Here is an 18,629-nt window from a genome sequence, read left to right as displayed (position 1 = left end):
GCCGGAGGTTCAGCAGTTATTGCGCAAGTTTGGCCTTGGCGGCTTCAAGCCCTGGCTTGCCATCGAGCGTGGTTACGCCGGCGAGCCAGGTGTCGAGCACCTGAGGGTTCTTCTTCAGCCAGGCCTTGGCGGCAGCGTCTGGCTTCATCTTGTCGTCCAGCACATTGCCCATCAGCCCGCTTTCCATGTTCAGGGTGAAGGACAGGTTTTTCAGCAGTTGCCCAACGTTGGGGCACTGCTCGGCATACCCCTTGCGGGTATTGGTATAGATGGTGGCCTGGCCGAAGTTCGGGCCAAAGTAGTCGTCGCCGCCGGTCAAGTACTTGATCTTGAAACGGGTATTCATGGGGTGTGGTTCCCAACCCAGGAACACAATGCCGGTGTGGCGCTTCTCGGCACGGTCCACCTGGGCCAGCATGCCCGCCTCGCTGGATTCCACCATCTTGAACCCTGCATCTTTCAAGCCGAAGGCGTTTTTATCGATCATCGACTGGATCAAGCGGTTGCCGTCGTTACCGGGCTCGATGCCGTAGATTTTCCCGTCGAGCTTGTCCTTGAATTTTGGCAAGTCGGCGAAATCCTTGAGGCCGGCGTCCCACAGGTCCTGGGGCACGGCCAAGGTGTACTTGGCGTTTTCCAGGTTTGCCCGAAGGGTTTCCACGGTGCCGGCCTCGCGGTACGCCTTGATGTCGTTTTCCATGGTGGGCATCCAGTTGCCCAGGAACACATCCATGTTCTTCCCGTCCGCCAGCGACTTGTAGGTCACTGGCACCGAGATCATGGTGGTTTTGGTCTTGTAGCCCAATGATTGCAATACCGCGCTGGTCACCGCGGTGGTCACGGTGATGTCGGTCCAGCCGACATCAGAGAAGTTCACGGTGCTGCATTGCGCCGGGTCCGCGGCGTGGGCGGCCACCGGTAGACACAACGCGGCGGCCAGCAATAGCGATGGTGCAGCTCTCATCGGGTGGACTCCTTGGTGTTTTCTATGCGGCGAATGCCGTTATGGGAAGTGCGGGCCGTCGCTGTCGCCAGGGCGGACAATCGCGCCAGCCAGGGCGCCGTTCAAACGGGACGCTTTTGATCATCCAACAGCGCCGGGCAAACGCCTACTGGGTGGGTCGCATCCAGTACAGGGGGGGTCGTATCCAGTACCGATGAGGTCGTATCCAGCCACCGGCCGGCCTCGGCGTGCCCCGGAATCCCGTTACAGCCGCGTTCGGACGGGTAAAACCCTGAGAGGGCGCTGGGCGCTGGCGAGCAAGGCTGGGTCGGTTGCAGACTCCTCGCGCCCTGGCAAAAGGCGAATGATGCAGCCAAAGGGCGGCTGCCGATCTAGCCTGGCGGCCGTTTCAACCGGCGCTCAACGGCGCATTCAGGAGGTTTGCCGGCCATGGCAATCAGCGTGTTCGACCTGTTCAAGATCGGCATCGGGCCATCCAGCTCTCATACCGTAGGCCCGATGCGCGCGGCAGCGCTGTTCGCCGCGCGTTTACGTGAACTCAAGGTGCTTGCCCGGGTAAAGCGTGTGGAAGTGCGGCTATACGGTTCGCTGTCTGCAACCGGTATTGGCCATGGCAGCGACAACGCCGTGATCATGGGGCTCAGCGGCGCCTGGCCTGACACAGTAGCCCCGCACACCATCTTGCCTGCGGTGGCGGCGCTCAAGGCCGGCGAACCCCTGATGCTCGACGGCCAGTTCCCGGTGGCGTTCGACTGGCAACGGGACATGCGCCTGCTCGATGAAAACCTGCCGTATCACCCCAATGCGATGACCCTTGTGGCGGAAGGCGCCGAGGGGGCGCTGCTGGAAGAAACCTATTACTCGGTGGGTGGCGGGTTTGTAGTGGATGCCGCGCAGGCCGCGTCCGGCCGGCTGGACAACGACTCCACCGAGCTGCCCTACGATTTCGATACGGCCGCCCAACTGCTCGAGTTGTGCGAGCTGCACGGCCTGCGCGTTTCGGCCCTCATGCTGGAGAACGAAAAGGTGTGGCGCAGCGAGGAAGAGATCCGGGCGGGGCTGTTGACCATCTGGGCTGCCATGCAGGCTTGCGTGCATCAGGGCTTGGCGGAGGAGGGCGTACTGCCGGGCGGGCTGAACGTACGCCGCCGCGCCGCGCGGCTGCACCGAAGCCTGCAGGAGCTGGGCAAGCCCAACGTGATCGGCTCTACGCTCACCGCCATGGAATGGGTGAACCTCTTTGCCCTGGCGGTGAATGAAGAAAATGCCGCCGGTGGCCGGATGGTTACGGCGCCCACCAACGGCGCTGCGGGGATCATTCCCGCCGTGCTGCACTACTACATGAAATTCAGCGAACACCCTAGCGACGATGACGTGGTCAATTTCCTGCTCGCCGCGGCAGCTGTGGGAATTCTTTGCAAGAAGAACGCGTCCATTTCCGGCGCTGAAGTGGGCTGCCAGGGGGAGGTGGGTAGTGCCTGCGCCATGGCCGCGGCGGGCCTGGCGGACGTGCTTGGGGCTACCCCGGCGCAGTTGGAAAACGCCGCTGAAATCGGCCTTGAACACAACCTGGGCCTGACCTGCGACCCTGTGGGCGGGCTGGTGCAGGTGCCGTGTATCGAGCGAAACGCGATTGCCGCAGTCAAGGCCATCAATGCCGCGCAAATGGCGCTGCGGGGCGACGGCAGCCACTTCATTTCCCTGGACCGGGTTATTCGCACCATGCGCGACACGGGTGCCGATATGCACGACAAGTACAAGGAAACCTCCCGGGGTGGCTTGGCGGTAAGTGCTATCGAGTGTTAAGGCTAGCGTGTGTGCCTGCGGCGCTCCTCAGGTGCACAGGCGCCCGTTGATGGCCATGTGCAATGCATGAGGCTGCGCGTTTTTTGCCCATTAGCCCACGGGCCGCTGCCTTTTGGCGCGTCGAGACGCCCTTCAGCGGCTGCAGATGCGTCCCTGGGTGACAGCGCTTCCCTGGGTGGGCCACGCTTGCGCCGAGCATTGCTACCGAAGTGCTCAACGCCGGTGGGTGACGGCGCGCCGTGGGTGGCGGGCGCGGTAATGGCGACGTCGGCCCTAGACTGATTGCGACGTCGTTTTTAGTCTTTATTGAATGCGCATTCAACTTTCGGCATGGCAATTGCTCCGGTTATCTGCAGAAAAAGAACCCTTAGCCTGGGGTCAACCTTCCGCATGAGGAGATACCGCGATGATGTCGTTCAACTCCGGGGCCCAACCTCAGACCCGTACGCCACAATCCATCGGCTTTTTGCTGCTGGATAATTTCACGCTGATTTCCCTCGCTTCGGCGGTCGAGCCCCTTCGTATGGCAAACCAGCTCTCGGGCCGAGAGCTGTATCGCTGGACCACCCTGAGTGCCGATGGCGGGCAGGTGTGGGCAAGCGATGGCCTGCAGATCACCCCGGACGCCGCGATGCACCAGGCCCCGGTGATGGACAGCGTGATCGTGTGTGGCGGGGTTGGCATCCAGCGTACCGTCACCCGCGAGCACGTGACTTGGCTGCAAAGCCAGGCACGGCAATCCCGACGCCTGGGCGCGGTATGCACAGGAAGCTGGGCACTGGCCTGTGCTGGCCTGTTGGATGGCTTCGATTGCAGCGTTCACTGGGAATGCCTGGCCGCCATGCAAGAGGCTTTCCCCAGGGCCACCATGAGCACCCGCCTGTTCACGCTGGACCGTAACCGTTTCACCAGCTCCGGCGGTACTGCGCCACTGGACATGATGCTTCACCTGATCAGCCGTGATCATGGCCGTGAGCTGTCAGCCGCCATTTCGGAAATGTTCGTGTATGAGCGTATTCGCAACGAGCAGGACCATCAGCGCGTGCCGCTCAAGCACATGCTGGGGACTAACCAGCCCAAGCTTCAGGAAATCGTGGCGTTGATGGAGGCCAACCTGGAGGAGCCGATCGATCTCGACGAGCTTGCCGTGTATGTGTCCGTGTCTCGCCGCCAGCTGGAGCGGCTGTTCCAGAAATACCTGCACTGTTCGCCGTCGCGCTACTACCTCAAACTACGCTTGATCCGGGCGCGGCAGTTGCTCAAGCAAACCCCGATGTCGATCATCGAAGTCGCCTCGGTGTGCGGCTTTGTGTCCACGCCTCACTTCTCCAAATGCTACCGGGAATACTTCGGTATCCCGCCTCGCGACGAACGTGCAGGCTCCAACACTGCCCAGCAGGTGGCCATGCTGCCGATTCCCCAGGCCATGGTGCTGGCGCCGTTGTCCGGCCCGTTGGCCGCGCTCAGCCAGGCGCGCAATGAGTCCACGTTCGCGAGCGTCAGGGTTTAGCCCTCAACGCGCCGCTTTAATAATGTAGGAGGAGGGCCGAGACTGCGGATCAGGCCCGCCCGAACTGTGCCAGCGCGGGCAGCAGGTTACGGTCTATAGCCTGGCGCACGGCCGGTAAAATGGTCGCGCTGCCACCCAGCAGTTGCTCCACAAGGCCGCGCAGCGCCTTGGCGCGGTGAGCATCCAGCCCACGCACAGCGCATTCACATGCCTGTTCCGCACTGGCCCCCGCGGGCATCTCGAAGCCCAGTGCGCGCAATTTTCCCAACAGGTCATCCTGGTCGATCAGGTCGGCGTGCATCATGGTCGGGTACTCTCGTTCGGTGAGTTTTCCCGATTGTGGTCAGCGCTACCCATGCCTGCAATAGCGAGCCGCAATCGTGGCACGGGCGGGCATGAACACGTCGTTTTCAGCCATGATTCGTCAGCCCGGGGGCTGTGATCACTCGGCCGATGTAGCGGGCTGGAGAAAGGCTCGGCTGCTGATGCTTCATCATCGCCAACTGCTTCAGCGCCTTGGTTCCAAACGGTGCGGATCTGGGCCCTTCGAGGGCCACATGCAATAACACCTGTTCGCTCGCTGCCAGTGTCTCCGGGTCAGCGGGGCGATGCAGGCTGTGGTACAGCCATACCCGCTTCTGGTCATGGGCGAGCAGCTGCGTATGCACCTGCACTGGCTCGTCACGCTTCACCTCGTGAAGAAAGTTAAGGTGGCATTCGAGCGTAAACAATGAATGGCCGCTGGCCTCGCGGCCGTCGGCGTCCAGCCCGATACTGTCCATGAAACCATCGGTGCCATAGCTGAACACCAGCAGGTAGTATGCATCGCGCAGATGGCCGTTGTAGTCCGTCCATTCAGGCAGCACGCGGCCTTCCCAGGTAACCCAGGGTTCACTCATGGTCGCCGATCCCGTGTTGGTGTTTGGCCTGTGCCACGGCCGCCAGCACACCTAACAAGGCATCGTCCCGGTAACGCTCCAGCGCGGCGATGCTGTGCTCTCCGAGCTGCGCCGAGGTGCCGTCCACTACATCGTCGATCAGCCGCTCGGTAAGGGGCGGGGCGGACAGGTACGTCCACGGCAATTGCAGGGCCGGGCCGAACTGCTGCATGAAGTGGCGCATGCCTGCATTGCCGCCCGCCAGGGTGTAGGTGAGGAAGGTGCCCATGAAGGCCCAGCGCAGCCCGGCGCCAAAGCGGATCGCGTCGTCGATTTCCCCTGTGGTAGCCACGCCGTCATTGACCAGATGCAAGGCTTCACGCCATAGCGCTTCAAGCAACCGGTCGGCGATAAACCCTGGCACCTCTTTGCGCACATGCAGGGGGCGCATGCCCAGGCTGCGATAAATGCTTTGTGCTGCTTCGATCGCTTCGGGCACCGTGTGCTGGCCGCCGACCACCTCTACCAGCGGCAGCAAATAAACCGGATTGAACGGATGCCCGACCAGGCAGCGCTCAGGGTGCAGGGCGCTGGCATAGAAGTCGCTGGGCAACAGGCCAGAAGTGCTGGACGCAATGATGGCCAGAGGCTTTGCCGCTGCGCTGATGGCAGCGTGCAGTTCAAGTTTCAGTTCCAGCCGTTCGGGCGCGCTTTCCTGGATAAAGTCGGCGTCGGCCACGCAGGCTTCAATGCTGTCTACCACGCGCAGCTTGGCGGGCGAGGCGCCCGGTGCGAGGCCTTGCTTTACCAGCGCCGGCCAGGCGTTGGCGACTCGCTGGCGCAGATTTGCTTCGGCGTTGGGCGCGGGATCCCAGGCGATCACATCAAGGCCGTGGGCCAGCGCCCTGGCTACCCAGCCACTCCCGATCACGCCACCGCCCAGTGCGGCAAAGGTTTTTACCTCAGTGATGAGTTCCATGGCTTATACCCCTTCGCCGCGGCGAGCGAGCTTCATCTTTGCGCGCCCCTGGGCCGGCGTGAGTACGCGGGCGCCCAGGCGGGTAAGGATCTCTGCGGCCCGCTCCACCAACTGGCCATTGGTAGCCAGCACGCCTTTTTCCAGCCACAGGTTGTCTTCCAGCCCCACGCGCACGTTGCCGCCGAGCAGCACCGCTTGTGCCGCCATGGGCATTTGCATACGGCCAATGCCGAACGCGGCCCAGGTCGCACCGACGGGGATGTTGTCCACCATGGCTTTCATCGTGGTGGTGTCCGCCGGGGCGCCCCAGGGAATGCCCAGGCACAGCTGGAACAGCGGATCGTCCAGCAGCCCTTCGGCGATCATTTGTTTGGCAAACCACAAGTGGCCGGTGTCGAAAATCTCCAGTTCGGCTTTCACGCCGAGCTCGGTGATCCGCCGCGCTCCAGCGCGAAGCTGATCGGGCGTGGACACATAAATGCTGTTGCCGTCGCCGAAATTCAGGGTGCCGCAATCGAGCGTACAGATTTCCGGCAACAGCGCTTCTACGTGGGCGAGCCGGGTCAACGGCCCCACCAGGTCGGTATCAGGGCCGAATTCCATGGGCTGTTCGCCCGGGCCGATCTGCAGGTCGCCGCCCATGCCCGCGGTGAGGTTGACGATGATATCCACGTCCGCTTCGCGGATGCGCTCCATCAATTCTCGGTACAGCGACACATCACGGCTGAAGCGCCCGGTATGTGGGTCGCGCACATGGCAATGGACCACCGTGGCGCCCGCCTTGGCAGCCTCTACCGCCGCTTCGGCTATCTGCTTGGGGGTTACGGGCACAAAGGGGCTTTTGCCGGTGGTGTCGCCTGCGCCGGTAAGGGCACAGGTGATAATCACGTCGTGGTTCATGGCATTTTCCTTGAGACGAGCCTGCCCGTGCGCTGAAGTCAGCACATAGGCAGGAGCAGGGTCAGTTGGCGGTGAGGCGCAGGTTGCTGTCGCCGGGCTTGCCGTCAAAGGTGGTCACACCCTGGAGCCAGCGGCTGCGGTCCTGGGGGTGGTCCTTGAGCCACTGGCGCGCGGCATCGAGCGGATCCTTGTGGTCGAGGATCGGCTGCATCATCCGGCTTTCGTCGGCGGCGCTGAAGGTGAGGTTGGTCAGCAAGCGGTCCACGTTGGGGCAGCGGCTGGCGTAGTCGGGCGCGGTGACGGTCCACACGGTCGCTTGCCCTTCATTCGGGCCGAGGGCGTTCTCGCTGCCGCTGAGGTACGTCATGTCCAGGTTCACATTCATGGGGTGCGGGGCCCAGCCGAAGAACACTACGGCTTCCTTGCGCTTAACCGCCCGGCTGACCGCCGAGAGCATCCCGGCCTCGCTGGATTCCACCAGCTGGAAATCCCCCAGGCCGAAGCGGTTGCTGGCGATCATCTGCTTGATCTGGGTGTTGGCGCCCGAGCCCGGTTCGATGCCATAGAGCTTGCCGCCCAGTTGCGTTTTGAAACGAGCGATATCGCTGAAGCTTTTAAGCCCCTGATCGGCCAGGTAGGTCGGCACCGCCAGCGTGGCGCGGGCATCCGCCAGGCTAGGCGCTTGCAGTACGCGCACCTGCTTCTGCTCCACGAATGGCGTGAGGGTAGCGGTCATCAGCGGGTTCCAGTACCCCAGGAACAGGTCCAGGCGTTGATCGCGAATCCCCGCGAAGATGATCTGTTGGGAGGCGCTGGTCTGGCGGGTTTCATACCCCAGCCCATCCAGCAGCACCTGGGCCATGCCACTGGTGGCGATTACATCGGTCCAGTTCACCACGCCAAGGCGCACATTCTTGCAGCTCTCCGGCTCTGCGGCTTGGGTGAGGGGAATAGTGGTAGCGGTAAGCATCAGCAGACAGCAGCGGATCAACCTCTTCATGGCGGTAGTTCCTCTGGCAGGGCATTTATAGGTAGGGGTGTCTGTGCACCTTGAGCGAGAGGTTACCCCCGCAGGCGCAGCGGCAAGCGCACTGTGGCGACGGGGAGTTGCACGCCGTCGACCGCCGCGTTATTAACCAGGCCATACCCGCGGAGCCGAGCCGATGCCTGAAGTGTTCCATTTTTTGCTGCTGCCTGGTTTTTCGGCGCTGGGTTTCATCAGCGCGATCGAGCCCCTGCGAGTCGCCAATCGCTTCCGCCCGGGGCTTTACAAGTGGGAAGTGCTTAGCCTGGATGGCGGGGCGGTATTGGCCAGCAATGGCATGTCGGTGAACGTGGATGGTGGCTTGAGTGAGTTGCTCGCACCCGCGCGCGTGTTTGTGATTGCCGGCTTTGACCCACTGAAAAGCGTGTCGCTGCCCTTGCGGGGATGGTTGCGCCGGATTGCGGCGCAGGGCGGCACGCTTGGCGGTATTGATACTGGCGCCTTTGTGCTGGCGGCCACCGGGGTAGTCGATACGGCCCGGGTGACCTTGCACTGGGAGGCGCTGGATGCCTTCAGGGAGCGCTGGCCGACCATCGAAGCCACGCAGGAACTCTTCGAGATCGATGGCCGTATTATCACCTGCGCCGGTGGCACCGCCTCGATCGACCTGATGCTGGACCTGATCGCCCAGGCCCACGGGAGTGAGTTGGCCATCGAAGTGTCCGAACAGTTCGTGCTGGGGCGGATCCGGCCACGCCAGGATCACCAGCGCATGGCGGTGGCGTCGCGCTACGGTACGCGCAACCGCAAGCTGGTGCAGGCCATCGGGGCCATGGAGCAGCGCATTGAAACCCCGCTGAGCACGCTGGCACTGGCTGACTGCGCGGGTGTTACGCGGCGCCAGCTGGAACGGCTGTTTCGGCTGCATTTGCAGGAAACGCCCAGCAGCTTTTATCTGGGTATACGCCTGGAAAAAGCCCGCCAATTGCTTCGGCAAACCGACATGAGCGTAACCGAGGTAAGCATTGCCTGTGGCTTCGAGTTGCCGTCCTATTTCACCCGGCGTTACAAGGCGCGGTTTGGTCGGCCGCCGCGTGAGGATCGACTGTAGCTATGGTTCTGCCCTACGGCGAACGGGTCATCGGCAGTGGCCCGCAGCCATCTGAGCGTTTTTAGATAACGTGCAGCGTGAGTCGCTCAGTCGTCTTCGCGTTCCCGCCGCAGCACCAACAGCAGGGCCACTGGTGCTTTGCGAGGGGGCGTCAGATACCCAGGTCCAGGAGGTCATCGACTTGGGATGCCAGTTTCTGGCGGACTCTGTTGCGCTGGCCTTCGAAGGTCCGAACGCTGAACGTGCCTTGTTGTGAAGCGTGATACACACGAGTGGACGCTTTCTCGAACTCCCGGTTCACCGGGTCGCCAACGGTTACCGTGCGGTCGTAGACGATCTGGAAGCTTTTCATGTGCATGAGTGGTATGCCTTGCGGGCTCATTTCGCAATCCACGGCCTGAAAGGTGCTCGACTTGCCCGACATACTGGTGGAGCTGTGCTCGAACATGCGGTTGGCCTTCGGCGCGTGGGCAATGGCACGGAAGCCTCGGCCCAGGCAGCGCGTCATGCGATGGCCTGGGCTCAGCTCCCGAGCAATGAGGCTTACTGCCACCTGCGCAAGGGTGGACTTCTCCTGCTCCATCGCTGCTTCGGTGTGCGCCGCGCCCGTCATGTTCCAGCCCAGCTTCGTCAACCCAGAGGTGTAGAAGTTGTACCACTCTTGTTGCTGGGTTTCCTTGTTGAAGACTTTTTCGGACGCCAGCCCCATCAGTCGCATGCTGGCCGCTACATCCTCGGCTACGATGGCTGGCACGTCCTTGGCGAAGATACAGACAGTATTGCCGATGAGCAGTACTCGCTCCCTGCCTTCTTTCCTCAGCGCATCGATAGCGGCTTCGACGTGGGTTTTGGGCACTTGCAGCCCATCTACAAATGCTTCCCTGACGGTGTCGTCAGCCATTATTACGTTCCTTGTGCAGGGAGGCGAATGCCCCGTTGAGTGACGGCCGCCCTCGGCGGGGACCGGCGTGCACTATGATGGGAACGAAGAATGGAGATAACAGGCAAGGCTTTCCGGCCAACAGGTATGGCCGGGGGAGGTTCGATCACTGATCGGGCGCGTCGTTTTCGTCGCCCTGGGTGCCGATGGTTTGCAGGTACTCGCTGCGCTCGTCGCTGCGTTGGGCCATGCAATCGTTGAGCGCGGTCTGGCTGGACGTGCCGTCCTTGTCGGCTTCCAGTATTTCCACGGCGCAGTCGGCGTCGCGCAGCTTGTGCCACAGGTCCTGGGCGGCTTTCACCTTGGCCAGGTACTCCTTGAGCACAGCTGGCTGGTCGCCATATTGCGCACTGACACGGGCGTTCAGGCCGTTGTAGGCATCGTTGAGCTCAGCCTCTGCGGTTTTTCGGTTATAGACCGAGCAATCCAGGCTCTGCTGGCTGGTTTCCACGTTGTCGCACGGCGTAGGGCCGTCTTCGTCGGCCGCCTGAGCACCCACGGCGATGAACGCCAGTATCCATAACCACGATTTCATTACCACGCCCCTGGGCCGTGCGAAAAGATTCACGGATTCTGGCTCAACCTCCGCCTGCTGAACAGCCAGGGGGATGGATTTCATGTTCAGAAGCGCTGTACAGCCCTGCATGTGGCCTGCTTTGGCCGGGTACGGGCCACCTTGACGCTTTTGGCATTTGATCGGTCGCTTTTGCATCCGGGCCCGCAGGCGCGGGGGCATATGCTGGCCCCCAAAGCGCCGGCAAACGATCTGGCGTACCGCTGACAAGGGGACAGCCTGATGAGCCCAGCTTTGAGCCCGGCCGAACTGCACGCCGACAGCATCGTCATCGACGGGCTGATCATCGCCAAGTGGAACCGCGAGTTGTTCGAGGACATGCGCAAAGGCGGCCTTACCGCCGCCAACTGCACGGTGTCGGTATGGGAAGGTTTCAAGGCCACCTGCGACAACATTGCCGCCAGCCAGAAGCTGATCCGTGAAAACAGCGACCTGGTGATGCCGGTACGCACCACCGCCGATATCCGTCGCGCCAAGGAGCAAGGCAAGACCGGCATTCTGTTCGGCTTCCAGAACGCCCATGCGTTCGAGGACCAGCTCGGCTACGTGGAAATCTTCAAGCAGCTTGGCGTGGGCATCGTGCAGCTCTGCTACAACACCCAGAACCTGGTAGGCACTGGCTGCTACGAGCGCGATGGCGGGCTGTCGGGCTTCGGCCGCGAAGTGGTCGCCGAGATGAACCGCGTTGGCATCATGTGCGACTTGTCCCACGTGGGCTCGAAAACATCGGAAGAAGTGATCCTGGAATCCAGGAAGCCAGTCACTTATTCCCACTGCCTGCCGCTGGGCCTGAAGGAGCATCCCCGCAACAAGTCTGACGCGGAGCTGAAGTTCATCGCCGACCACGGTGGCTTCGTGGGCGTGACCATGTTCGCGCCGTTCCTGGCCAAGGGCATCGATTCCACCATCGACGACTACGCCGAAGCCATCGAATACGTGATGAACATCGTAGGCGAGGATGCCATCGGCATCGGCACCGACTTCACCCAGGGGCATGGGCAGGAGTTCTTCGAGTACCTCACCCACGACAAGGGCTACGCCCGCCGCCTGACCAACTTCGGCAAGATCATCAACCCGCTGGGCATCCGCACCGTGGGTGAATTCCCCAACCTGACCGAAACGCTGCTCACGCGCGGGCACAGCGAGCGGGTGGTTCGCAAGATCATGGGCGAAAACTGGATGAACGTGTTGGCCGACGTCTGGGGCGAATAGCGGTACGGCTACACCGCTGATCACGATTGATAGCAACTTTTTTGACTGGAGTTAAGTTCCATGGCCAAGCACGCCCCTGAATTACCCATCGAAGTCGACAGCGAAACCGGCGTCTGGACCAGCGATGCCCTGCCCATGCTCTATGTGCCCCGCCATTTCTTCGTCAATAACCACATGGGCATCGAGGAAGTACTCGGCGCCGATGCCTACGCCGAAATCCTTTATAAGGCGGGTTACAAGTCGGCCTGGCACTGGTGCGAGAAGGAAGCCGAATGCCACGGCCTGGAAGGCGTAGCGGTATTCGAGCACTACATGAAGCGCCTGAGCCAACGCGGCTGGGGCTTGTTCAAGATCCAGGACATTGACCTGGAGCAAGGCACCGCCAGCGTGAAGCTGGAGCACTCCTGCTTTGTGTACGTGTACGGCAAGGTTGGCCGCAAGGTGGATTACATGTTCACCGGCTGGTTCGCTGGCGCCATGGACCAGATTCTTGCCGCCCGTGGCAGTGAACTGCGCACCGTGGCCGAGCAGGTGTACAGCGGTGCCGAAGAAGGTCACGACGACGGGCTGTTCGTAGTCAAGCCGCGCTAGGGTCGGAGAAAGCAAATGGCGTTCGAAGCGATGTTCCAGCCGATCCAGATCGGCAAACTGACGATCCGCAACCGCGTACTGAGTACGGCGCACGCCGAGGTGTATGCCACCGACGGCGGCATGACCACCGAGCGTTACATCAAGTATTACGAAGAAAAGGCCAAGGGCGGCATCGGCCTGGCCATTTGCGGTGGGTCGTCCAGCGTTGCCATCGATAGCCCGCAGGGCTGGTGGAAGTCGGTAAACCTGTCCACCGACAGGATCATCCCGCATTTCCAGAACCTCGCCGACGCCATGCACAAACACGGCGCCAAGATCATGATCCAGATCACCCACATGGGCCGACGCTCGCGTTGGGATGGGGAACACTGGCCTACCTTGATGTCGCCGTCCGGCATCCGCGAGCCTGTGCACCGCGCCACCTGCAAGACCATCGAGCCGGAAGAGATCCAGCGGGTGATCGGCAACTACGCCCAAGCTGCGCGCCGAGCGAAGGCGGGCGGGCTCGACGGCGTGGAGCTTTCAGCCGTGCACCAGCACATGATCGACCAGTTCTGGAGCCCCCGGGTCAACAAGCGCACCGACGAGTGGGGTGGCAGCTTCGAAAACCGCATGCGCTTCGGCCTGGAAGTGCTCAAGGCCGTGCGTGCCGAAGTGGGCGATGATTTCTGCGTGGGCCTGCGCATTTGCGGTGATGAATTCCATCCCGATGGCCTCAGCCATGAAGACATGAAGCAGATCGCGGCCTACTACGACGCCACCGGCATGGTCGACTTCTTCGGGGTAGTGGGCTCGGGCTGTGACACCCATAACACACTGGCCAACGTTATCCCCAACATGAGCTACCCACCCGAGCCGTTCCTGCATCTGGCAGCCGGCATCAAGGAGGTGGTGAAAGCGCCGGTACTGCACGCACAGAACATCAAGGACCCGAACCAGGCAACGCGGATTCTGGAAGGCGGCTATGTGGATATGGTGGGCATGACCCGCGCGCATATCGCCGACCCGCACCTGATCGCCAAGATCAAGATGGGGCAGATAGACCAGATCAAGCAATGCGTGGGCGCCAACTACTGCATCGACCGCCAGTATCAAGGGCTGGACGTGCTGTGCATTCAGAATGCTGCCACCTCCCGTGAATACATGGGCGTGCCCCACATCATCGAGAAAAGCACCGGGCCACGCCGCAAGGTTGTGGTGGTGGGCGCAGGCCCGGCAGGCATGGAGGCCGCGCGTGTCTCCGCCGAGCGGGGCCATGACGTGACCCTGTTCGAGAAGAAAGAGCAGATCGGCGGCCAGATCACCATCGCCGCCAAGGCCCCTCAGCGCGACCAGATCGCCGGCATTACCCGGTGGTTCCAGCTGGAGCTGGCCCGCCTGAACGTGGACCTGCGCCTGGGCACCGCGGCCGATATCGACACCATCATGGACCTGCGCCCGGACGTGATTGTGCTGGCCAACGGTGGCCACCCATTCATGGAGCAGAACGAGCACTGGGGCGCGGAAGAAGGGCTGGTGGTCAGCAGCTGGGACATCCTTGACGGCAAGGTAGCGCCGGGCAAGAACGTGCTGGTGTACGACACCATCTGCGAGTTTACCGGCATGTCCGCGGCCGACTTTTTGGCCGACAAAGGCAGCCAGGTAGAAATCGTCACGGACGACATCAAGCCCGGCGTGGCCATGGGGGGTACCACCTTCCCTACGTACTACCGCAGCCTGTACCCCAAGGAAGTGATCATGACCGGCGACCTGATGCTGGAAAAGGTCTACCGCGAGGGGGACAAGCTGATCGCACTGCTGGAGAACGAATACACCGGCGCGAAGGAAGAGCGCGTGGTGGACCAGGTGGTGATCGAGAACGGCGTGCGGCCAGACGAAGCCTTGTATTACGGCTTGAAGGAAGGCTCGCGCAATAAAGGCCAGATCGACGTGGAAGCGTTGTTCGCCATCGAACCGCAACCGTCGCTCAGCCAGCCGGGCGAGGGCTACCTGCTGTTCCGGATCGGCGACTGCGTAGCCCAGCGCAACGTGCACGCCGCCCTGTACGACGCCCTGCGCCTGTGCAAGGACTTCTAAGGCACAACACCCCCTGTAGGAAGCGGGCGTAGCTCGCGAATCTGGCTACATGAAATCGCGGCGAGCCGTTCGCAGGCTGGCGCCAGCTCCTACAGGATTATCAGAGGCTTGCGCCCTATGCTCGACACCATTCTCCCCATCCTGCTCTTCGCCGCCGTGGCGCTCACGCTGTTGGGCGCCGCCCGCCGGGTTGCCCTGTGGCGCCAGGGGCGCGCGGCCAAGGTCGACCTGCTCGGCGGGTTGCTGGCCATGCCGCGCCGCTATCTGGTGGACCTGCACCATGTGGTGGCCCGCGACCGCTACATGTCCAATACCCACGTGGCCACGGCGGGCGGCTTTGCCTTGGCGGCAGTACTTGCCATTGCGGTGCACGGTTTTGGCTTGCACAACAAGGTGCTGGGCTACGCGCTGCTGGTGGCCACGGCGGTGATGTTCTGTGGCGCGCTGTTCGTATACAAGCGCCGTCTCAACCCGCCGTCGCGCCTGTCCAAGGGGCCGTGGATGCGGCTACCGAAAAGCCTGCTGATGTTCGCCGCCAGCTTCTTCATTGCCACGTTGCCAGTGGCGGGCCTGTTGCCAGCGGACTTCGGCGGCTGGGTGCTGGCGGCCATTCTCTTCGTTGGCGTGCTGTGGGGTGTGAGCGAACTGTTCCTCGGCATGACTTGGGGTGGCCCGCTCAAGCACGCCTTTGCCGGCGCGCTCCACCTGGCCTGGCACCGCCGCGCCGAGCGTTTCGGTGGAGGCCGTTCCAGCGGGCTCAAGCCGCTGGATCTGGCCGACACTGCCGCGCCACTGGGCGTGGAAAAACCCAAGGACTTTACCTGGAACCAGCTGCTGGGCTTCGATGCCTGCGTGCAGTGCGGCAAGTGCGAAGCCATGTGCCCCGCCTTTGCCGCAGGGCAACCGCTGAACCCGAAAAAGCTGATTCAGGACATGGTAATTGGCCTGGCTGGCGGCACCGATGCGCGCTTCGCCGGCAGCCCGTACCCATCTGCCGATGGCAAGGGCAGGCCGCTGGGCGAGCATGGCGGCAATGCGCACCAGCCAATCGTCAATGGCCTGGTGGAAGCGGATACGTTATGGGCCTGCACCACCTGCCGCGCGTGTGTGGAAGAGTGCCCCATGATGATCGAGCACGTGGACGCCATCGTGGACATGCGCCGCCACCTCACCCTCGAAAAAGGTGCCACGCCGAACAAAGGCGCCGAGGTGCTCGAGAACCTTATCGCAACGGATAACCCGGGAGGCTTCGCGCCGGGCGGGCGGCTGCATTGGGCAGCGGACCTGGACCTGCCATTGATGGCCGAGGTGAAACAGGCTGACGTGTTGTTCTGGGTAGGCGATGGTGCGTTCGATATGCGCAACCAGCGTACCCTGCGTGCCTTCGTGAAGGTGCTACGGGCAGCGAAAGTGGACTTTGCCGTACTTGGCCTCGAGGAGCGGGACAGCGGCGACGTGGCGCGTCGGCTGGGGGATGAGGCCACCTTCCAGCAGCTGGCCAAACGCAATATCCACACCTTGGGGCAGTACCGGTTCAACCGCATCGTAAGCTGCGACCCACACAGCTTCCATGTACTGAAGAATGAATACGGCGCCTTCGGTGGCAACTATGAGGTGCTCCATCACAGCACTTACATGGCCGAGCTGATGGCAGCGCGGAGGCTTAACGTTGGCACGCACCGCGGTGGCAGCGTGACCTACCACGACCCGTGCTACCTGGGCCGCTATAACGGGGAATACGAAGCGCCGCGCCAGGTACTGCGTGAGCTGGGCATCGAAGTGAAGGAAATGGAGCGCTCTGGCTTCAGGTCCCGTTGCTGCGGCGGCGGAGGTGGCGCCCCCATTACGGACATTCCGGGCCGGCAGCGCATTCCAGACATGCGTATGAACGACATTCGCGAAACCGGCGCCGAGCTGGTAGCGGTGGGCTGCCCGCAGTGCACCGCCATGCTTGAGGGTGTGGTTGCGCCCCGCCCGGACATCAAGGACCTCGCAGAGCTGGTGGCCGATGCCTTGATCGATGATGCGCCTGCCCCTGTCAGAAAGCCCGACATCACCCAGCGAGCCCCGGCGGAGGTTAACCCATGAGCGATGTGATACGGCGTGACCCACACGCGGAATGGATTGCCCGCAACCGCCTGCATCCGCTGCACGCCAGCCTGCAAGCCCAACAAGCAAGCTGGAGCGGGCCCACGGGCGTAGTACGCAAGAACCCTCATGCAGTAGGGTTCATCGGGCCAAACGGCATTCGGCGCATCGACCGCAGCGGCGCCGAACAAGGTGGCAACGTCCGGCGCATGGCCACTGCCCAGGTTCAGTTGCCGCTGCATCAAGTACCCATGCCAGCGTTCTACGTGGCGGTGGTGCCTGACATGGTCGGCGGCCGCCTGACCGCTCACGACCGTGATCTGCTTGGCCTGGCACGCCAGTTGGCGGGCGCGGATGGTGCGGTGCTCGCCGTGGTGTTCGGCGAGCACAAAGAGACGACCTTCGATACGGCGGGGGTAGACCGCTTACTGCGGCTCGAGGGGCATGAATACACGGGTTATGCGCCGGAGCAACGCATCCAGGCGCTGCACGCGCTGGAAAGCCAGCTCAGCCCGCGCCACTGGTTGCTCCCCGATAGCCGTGACGGCGGTGGGGAAATGGGCCGTCGCCTCGCCGCGCGGCTGGGTGAACGGCCCGCCACAAGGGTGTGGCAGGTCAAGGATGGCCAGTGCACCGGCCGCGCCGGTGCCGGGTATCAGGACCTCACGCAAGCGTTGCCACGGATGATCCTCGCTGCAGCCGAATGTGCCGAGCCGGTGAGCGAGACCCGCCATGAAGCACTCCCGCTGATGCTGGAGCCACCGGCGGTGCGTACGTTGTCGCGGATCGAAGACGGCGGCGCGGTAGCCGTGGACCCTGCCGCGATCCCCATGGCCGAATCCGAATTCATTGTGTCGGGCGGCAACGGCGTGAAGGACTGGACGTTGTTCCACCAGGCCGCAGTCGCCTTGGGTGCCACCGAAGGCGCCTCGCGGGTGGCCGTGGACGATGGCTTCATGACGCGCGACCGGCAGGTCGGTGCCAGCGGCACCTGGGTAACTGCGCGGGTGTATGTGGCGATTGGAATCTCCGGGGCCATTCAGCACCTTCAGGGGATCGGTGCCTGCGACAAGGTGGTCGCGGTGAACATGGACCCGACCTGCGACATGATCAAGCGCGCTGATCTTTCGGTCATCGCGGACAGCAGTGCAGTGCTGCGTGCCTTGATCGAGGCGATGGCCAAACGGCGCAATGGCGCCGAACGAAACGCTGCCTGAGGCCTGCCCAATGAAAAGCAAGATCGTAACCCTGGTATCCGTAGGCGCTCACCCCGCGTCCGGCCGCGCCCGCCGGGCCGAGCATGACGCTCGCGCCGTTGAGCTGGGCCTTCGCCTGGCGGGCGAAGCGCTCGAGGTATTGCATGTGGGTGACCCCGCCGAGCCGGCACTGCGGGACTACCTTGGCATGGGCCTGTCACACCTGGATGTGCTGGAACAACCGGCCAACGGCGACGCGCTGCCCGGGCTGGTTGAATACCTGCGTGATGCCAGCGTTCAGATGGTGCTGGCGGGTAGCCGGTCAGAAACAGGCGAAGGCTCTGGCATGCTGCCCTATCTGCTGGGCGAGCGGCTGGGCTGGCCGGTGATCACAGGGCTGGCGGAGATCGAGCGGATCGACAATGGCATCGCGCAGGTGTTGCAGGCATTGCCTCGCGGCCAGCGACGCCGCTTGAACGTGCGCCTGCCGTTGATTGCGACGGTGGACAACGCCGCGCCCAAGGCTCGGCAAAGTGCTTATGGCCCTGCCCAGCGCGGTGAACTGCTGGCCCATGAAGTGGAAATCGTGCAGGACGAATTGTTGACCACCGTGGAGCTTCAACCGGCCCGGCCCCGGCCCAAACGCCTGAAGGTGATCAAGGCCAAAAGCGGTGCAGACCGGATGAAAGCCGCCACCGCCAAGGCCAGCGGTGGTGGCGGCAAGGTGCTCAAGGGTGTAAGCCCCGAGGAAGGCGCCGAGGCGATCCTCAAACTGCTGGTTGAAGAGGGTGTTGTTCGCTGACCCGTTGCAGGAGGGGC

17 protein-coding genes are annotated in these 18,629 nt (G+C 62.8%); 9 read left to right on the top strand and 8 right to left on the bottom strand.

The annotated features are described in order from the left end of the window. Positions 1–16 precede the first annotated feature (16 nt). Positions 17–964 (bottom strand): choline ABC transporter substrate-binding protein, encoded by a 948-nt coding sequence (locus tag G7016_RS09820; RefSeq protein ID WP_181113468.1) that lies wholly within the window; start codon positions 962–964, stop codon positions 17–19. Positions 965–1,393: 429 nt separating this feature from the next. Here G7016_RS09820 and G7016_RS09815 point away from each other — a divergent pair, with 429 nt between their 5' ends. Together G7016_RS09815 and G7016_RS09810 are read left to right on the top strand one after the other, a co-directional pair. Further along, positions 1,394–2,770 (top strand): L-serine ammonia-lyase, encoded by a 1,377-nt coding sequence (locus G7016_RS09815; RefSeq protein ID WP_181113466.1) that lies wholly within the window; start codon positions 1,394–1,396, stop codon positions 2,768–2,770. A gap of 406 nt (positions 2,771–3,176) precedes the next feature. After that, positions 3,177–4,280, top strand: a complete 1,104-nt coding sequence (locus G7016_RS09810) for a choline metabolism transcriptional regulator GbdR (protein ID WP_181113464.1) — start codon at positions 3,177–3,179, stop codon at positions 4,278–4,280. Between the two features lie 49 nt (positions 4,281–4,329). On the opposite strand, the gene G7016_RS09805 is transcribed toward G7016_RS09810, so the two are convergent. From G7016_RS09805 to G7016_RS09785, 5 genes are all read right to left on the bottom strand, one after another. Continuing rightward, positions 4,330–4,584, bottom strand: coding sequence for a hypothetical protein (locus G7016_RS09805; protein ID WP_181113462.1), 255 nt, complete (start codon positions 4,582–4,584; stop codon positions 4,330–4,332). 106 nt (positions 4,585–4,690) lie between these two features. Beyond that, positions 4,691–5,179, bottom strand: a complete 489-nt coding sequence (locus tag G7016_RS09800; RefSeq protein WP_181113460.1) for a thioesterase family protein — start codon at positions 5,177–5,179, stop codon at positions 4,691–4,693. Then, positions 5,172–6,137, bottom strand: a complete 966-nt coding sequence (locus G7016_RS09795) for an L-carnitine dehydrogenase (protein WP_181113458.1) — start codon at positions 6,135–6,137, stop codon at positions 5,172–5,174. Before G7016_RS09795 ends, G7016_RS09800 begins: the two co-directional genes overlap by 8 nt. A gap of 3 nt (positions 6,138–6,140) precedes the next feature. Next, positions 6,141–7,037: a BKACE family enzyme gene (locus G7016_RS09790; RefSeq protein WP_181113456.1), complete on the bottom strand. Its 897-nt coding sequence runs from the start codon at positions 7,035–7,037 to the stop codon at positions 6,141–6,143. Positions 7,038–7,098: 61 nt separating this feature from the next. Continuing rightward, a complete protein-coding gene (locus G7016_RS09785) occupies positions 7,099–8,037 on the bottom strand; it encodes a choline ABC transporter substrate-binding protein (RefSeq protein WP_181113454.1) in 939 nt (312 codons plus the stop codon). Between the two features lie 163 nt (positions 8,038–8,200). On the opposite strand from G7016_RS09785, the gene G7016_RS09780 reads away from it, so the two are divergent. Continuing rightward, entirely contained in the window at positions 8,201–9,133 is a 933-nt protein-coding gene (locus tag G7016_RS09780; RefSeq protein ID WP_181113452.1) for a GlxA family transcriptional regulator, read from the top strand. A gap of 151 nt (positions 9,134–9,284) precedes the next feature. Here G7016_RS09780 and G7016_RS09775 read toward each other — a convergent pair whose 3' ends face one another. Together G7016_RS09775 and G7016_RS09770 are read right to left on the bottom strand one after the other, a co-directional pair. Beyond that, positions 9,285–10,034 carry a hypothetical protein gene (locus G7016_RS09775; RefSeq protein WP_181113450.1) on the bottom strand — a complete coding sequence of 250 codons (750 nt, stop codon included), beginning with the start codon at positions 10,032–10,034 and terminating at the stop codon, positions 9,285–9,287. A 145-nt stretch (positions 10,035–10,179) separates the two neighbouring features. Further along, positions 10,180–10,608, bottom strand: a complete 429-nt coding sequence (locus G7016_RS09770; RefSeq protein WP_181113447.1) for a lysozyme inhibitor LprI family protein — start codon at positions 10,606–10,608, stop codon at positions 10,180–10,182. A 273-nt stretch (positions 10,609–10,881) separates the two neighbouring features. On the opposite strand from G7016_RS09770, the gene G7016_RS09765 reads away from it, so the two are divergent. From G7016_RS09765 to etfB, 6 genes are all read left to right on the top strand, one after another. Beyond that, positions 10,882–11,859 carry a dipeptidase gene (locus tag G7016_RS09765; RefSeq protein ID WP_181113969.1) on the top strand — a complete coding sequence of 326 codons (978 nt, stop codon included), beginning with the start codon at positions 10,882–10,884 and terminating at the stop codon, positions 11,857–11,859. A gap of 60 nt (positions 11,860–11,919) precedes the next feature. Next, a complete protein-coding gene (locus G7016_RS09760) occupies positions 11,920–12,450 on the top strand; it encodes a DUF5943 domain-containing protein (RefSeq protein WP_181113443.1) in 531 nt (176 codons plus the stop codon). 15 nt (positions 12,451–12,465) lie between these two features. Then, the gene (gene dgcA / locus G7016_RS09755) at positions 12,466–14,526 is read left to right on the top strand and encodes a dimethylglycine demethylation protein DgcA (RefSeq protein WP_181113440.1); all 2,061 of its coding nucleotides are present in this window, start codon (positions 12,466–12,468) and stop codon (positions 14,524–14,526) included. A 117-nt stretch (positions 14,527–14,643) separates the two neighbouring features. After that, on the top strand, positions 14,644–16,614 hold the full coding sequence (dgcB, locus tag G7016_RS09750) for a dimethylglycine demethylation protein DgcB (protein WP_181113437.1): 1,971 nt from the start codon (positions 14,644–14,646) through the stop codon (positions 16,612–16,614). Then, a complete protein-coding gene (gene etfA / locus G7016_RS09745; RefSeq protein WP_181113435.1) occupies positions 16,611–17,831 on the top strand; it encodes an electron transfer flavoprotein subunit alpha in 1,221 nt (406 codons plus the stop codon). Before dgcB ends, etfA begins: the two co-directional genes overlap by 4 nt. A 10-nt stretch (positions 17,832–17,841) precedes the next feature. After that, positions 17,842–18,612 carry an electron transfer flavoprotein subunit beta gene (gene etfB / locus G7016_RS09740; RefSeq protein ID WP_181113432.1) on the top strand — a complete coding sequence of 257 codons (771 nt, stop codon included), beginning with the start codon at positions 17,842–17,844 and terminating at the stop codon, positions 18,610–18,612. The last annotated feature ends 17 nt before the right edge of the window (positions 18,613–18,629 follow it).

The organism is Pseudomonas japonica (assembly GCF_013522925.1).
Taxonomy (GTDB): domain Bacteria; phylum Pseudomonadota; class Gammaproteobacteria; order Pseudomonadales; family Pseudomonadaceae; genus Aquipseudomonas; species Aquipseudomonas japonica_A.
This window is presented reverse-complemented; position numbering and strand designations above follow the sequence as displayed.

Excerpts from the sequence above, each read along its gene's own strand:
- G7016_RS09820 (WP_181113468.1), bottom strand. The coding sequence starts at position 964 with ATGAGAGCTGCACCATCGCTATTGCTGGCCGCCGCGTTGTGTCTACCG.
- G7016_RS09815 (WP_181113466.1), top strand. The coding sequence starts at position 1,394 with ATGGCAATCAGCGTGTTCGACCTGTTCAAGATCGGCATCGGGCCATCC.
- G7016_RS09810 (WP_181113464.1), top strand. The coding sequence starts at position 3,177 with ATGATGTCGTTCAACTCCGGGGCCCAACCTCAGACCCGTACGCCACAA.
- G7016_RS09805 (WP_181113462.1), bottom strand. The coding sequence starts at position 4,584 with ATGATGCACGCCGACCTGATCGACCAGGATGACCTGTTGGGAAAATTG.
- G7016_RS09800 (WP_181113460.1), bottom strand. The coding sequence starts at position 5,179 with ATGAGTGAACCCTGGGTTACCTGGGAAGGCCGCGTGCTGCCTGAATGG.
- G7016_RS09795 (WP_181113458.1), bottom strand. The coding sequence starts at position 6,137 with ATGGAACTCATCACTGAGGTAAAAACCTTTGCCGCACTGGGCGGTGGC.
- G7016_RS09790 (WP_181113456.1), bottom strand. The coding sequence starts at position 7,037 with ATGAACCACGACGTGATTATCACCTGTGCCCTTACCGGCGCAGGCGAC.
- G7016_RS09785 (WP_181113454.1), bottom strand. The coding sequence starts at position 8,037 with ATGAAGAGGTTGATCCGCTGCTGTCTGCTGATGCTTACCGCTACCACT.
- G7016_RS09780 (WP_181113452.1), top strand. The coding sequence starts at position 8,201 with ATGCCTGAAGTGTTCCATTTTTTGCTGCTGCCTGGTTTTTCGGCGCTG.
- G7016_RS09775 (WP_181113450.1), bottom strand. The coding sequence starts at position 10,034 with ATGGCTGACGACACCGTCAGGGAAGCATTTGTAGATGGGCTGCAAGTG.
- G7016_RS09770 (WP_181113447.1), bottom strand. The coding sequence starts at position 10,608 with ATGAAATCGTGGTTATGGATACTGGCGTTCATCGCCGTGGGTGCTCAG.
- G7016_RS09760 (WP_181113443.1), top strand. The coding sequence starts at position 11,920 with ATGGCCAAGCACGCCCCTGAATTACCCATCGAAGTCGACAGCGAAACC.
- dgcA (WP_181113440.1), top strand. The coding sequence starts at position 12,466 with ATGGCGTTCGAAGCGATGTTCCAGCCGATCCAGATCGGCAAACTGACG.
- dgcB (WP_181113437.1), top strand. The coding sequence starts at position 14,644 with ATGCTCGACACCATTCTCCCCATCCTGCTCTTCGCCGCCGTGGCGCTC.
- etfA (WP_181113435.1), top strand. The coding sequence starts at position 16,611 with ATGAGCGATGTGATACGGCGTGACCCACACGCGGAATGGATTGCCCGC.
- etfB (WP_181113432.1), top strand. The coding sequence starts at position 17,842 with ATGAAAAGCAAGATCGTAACCCTGGTATCCGTAGGCGCTCACCCCGCG.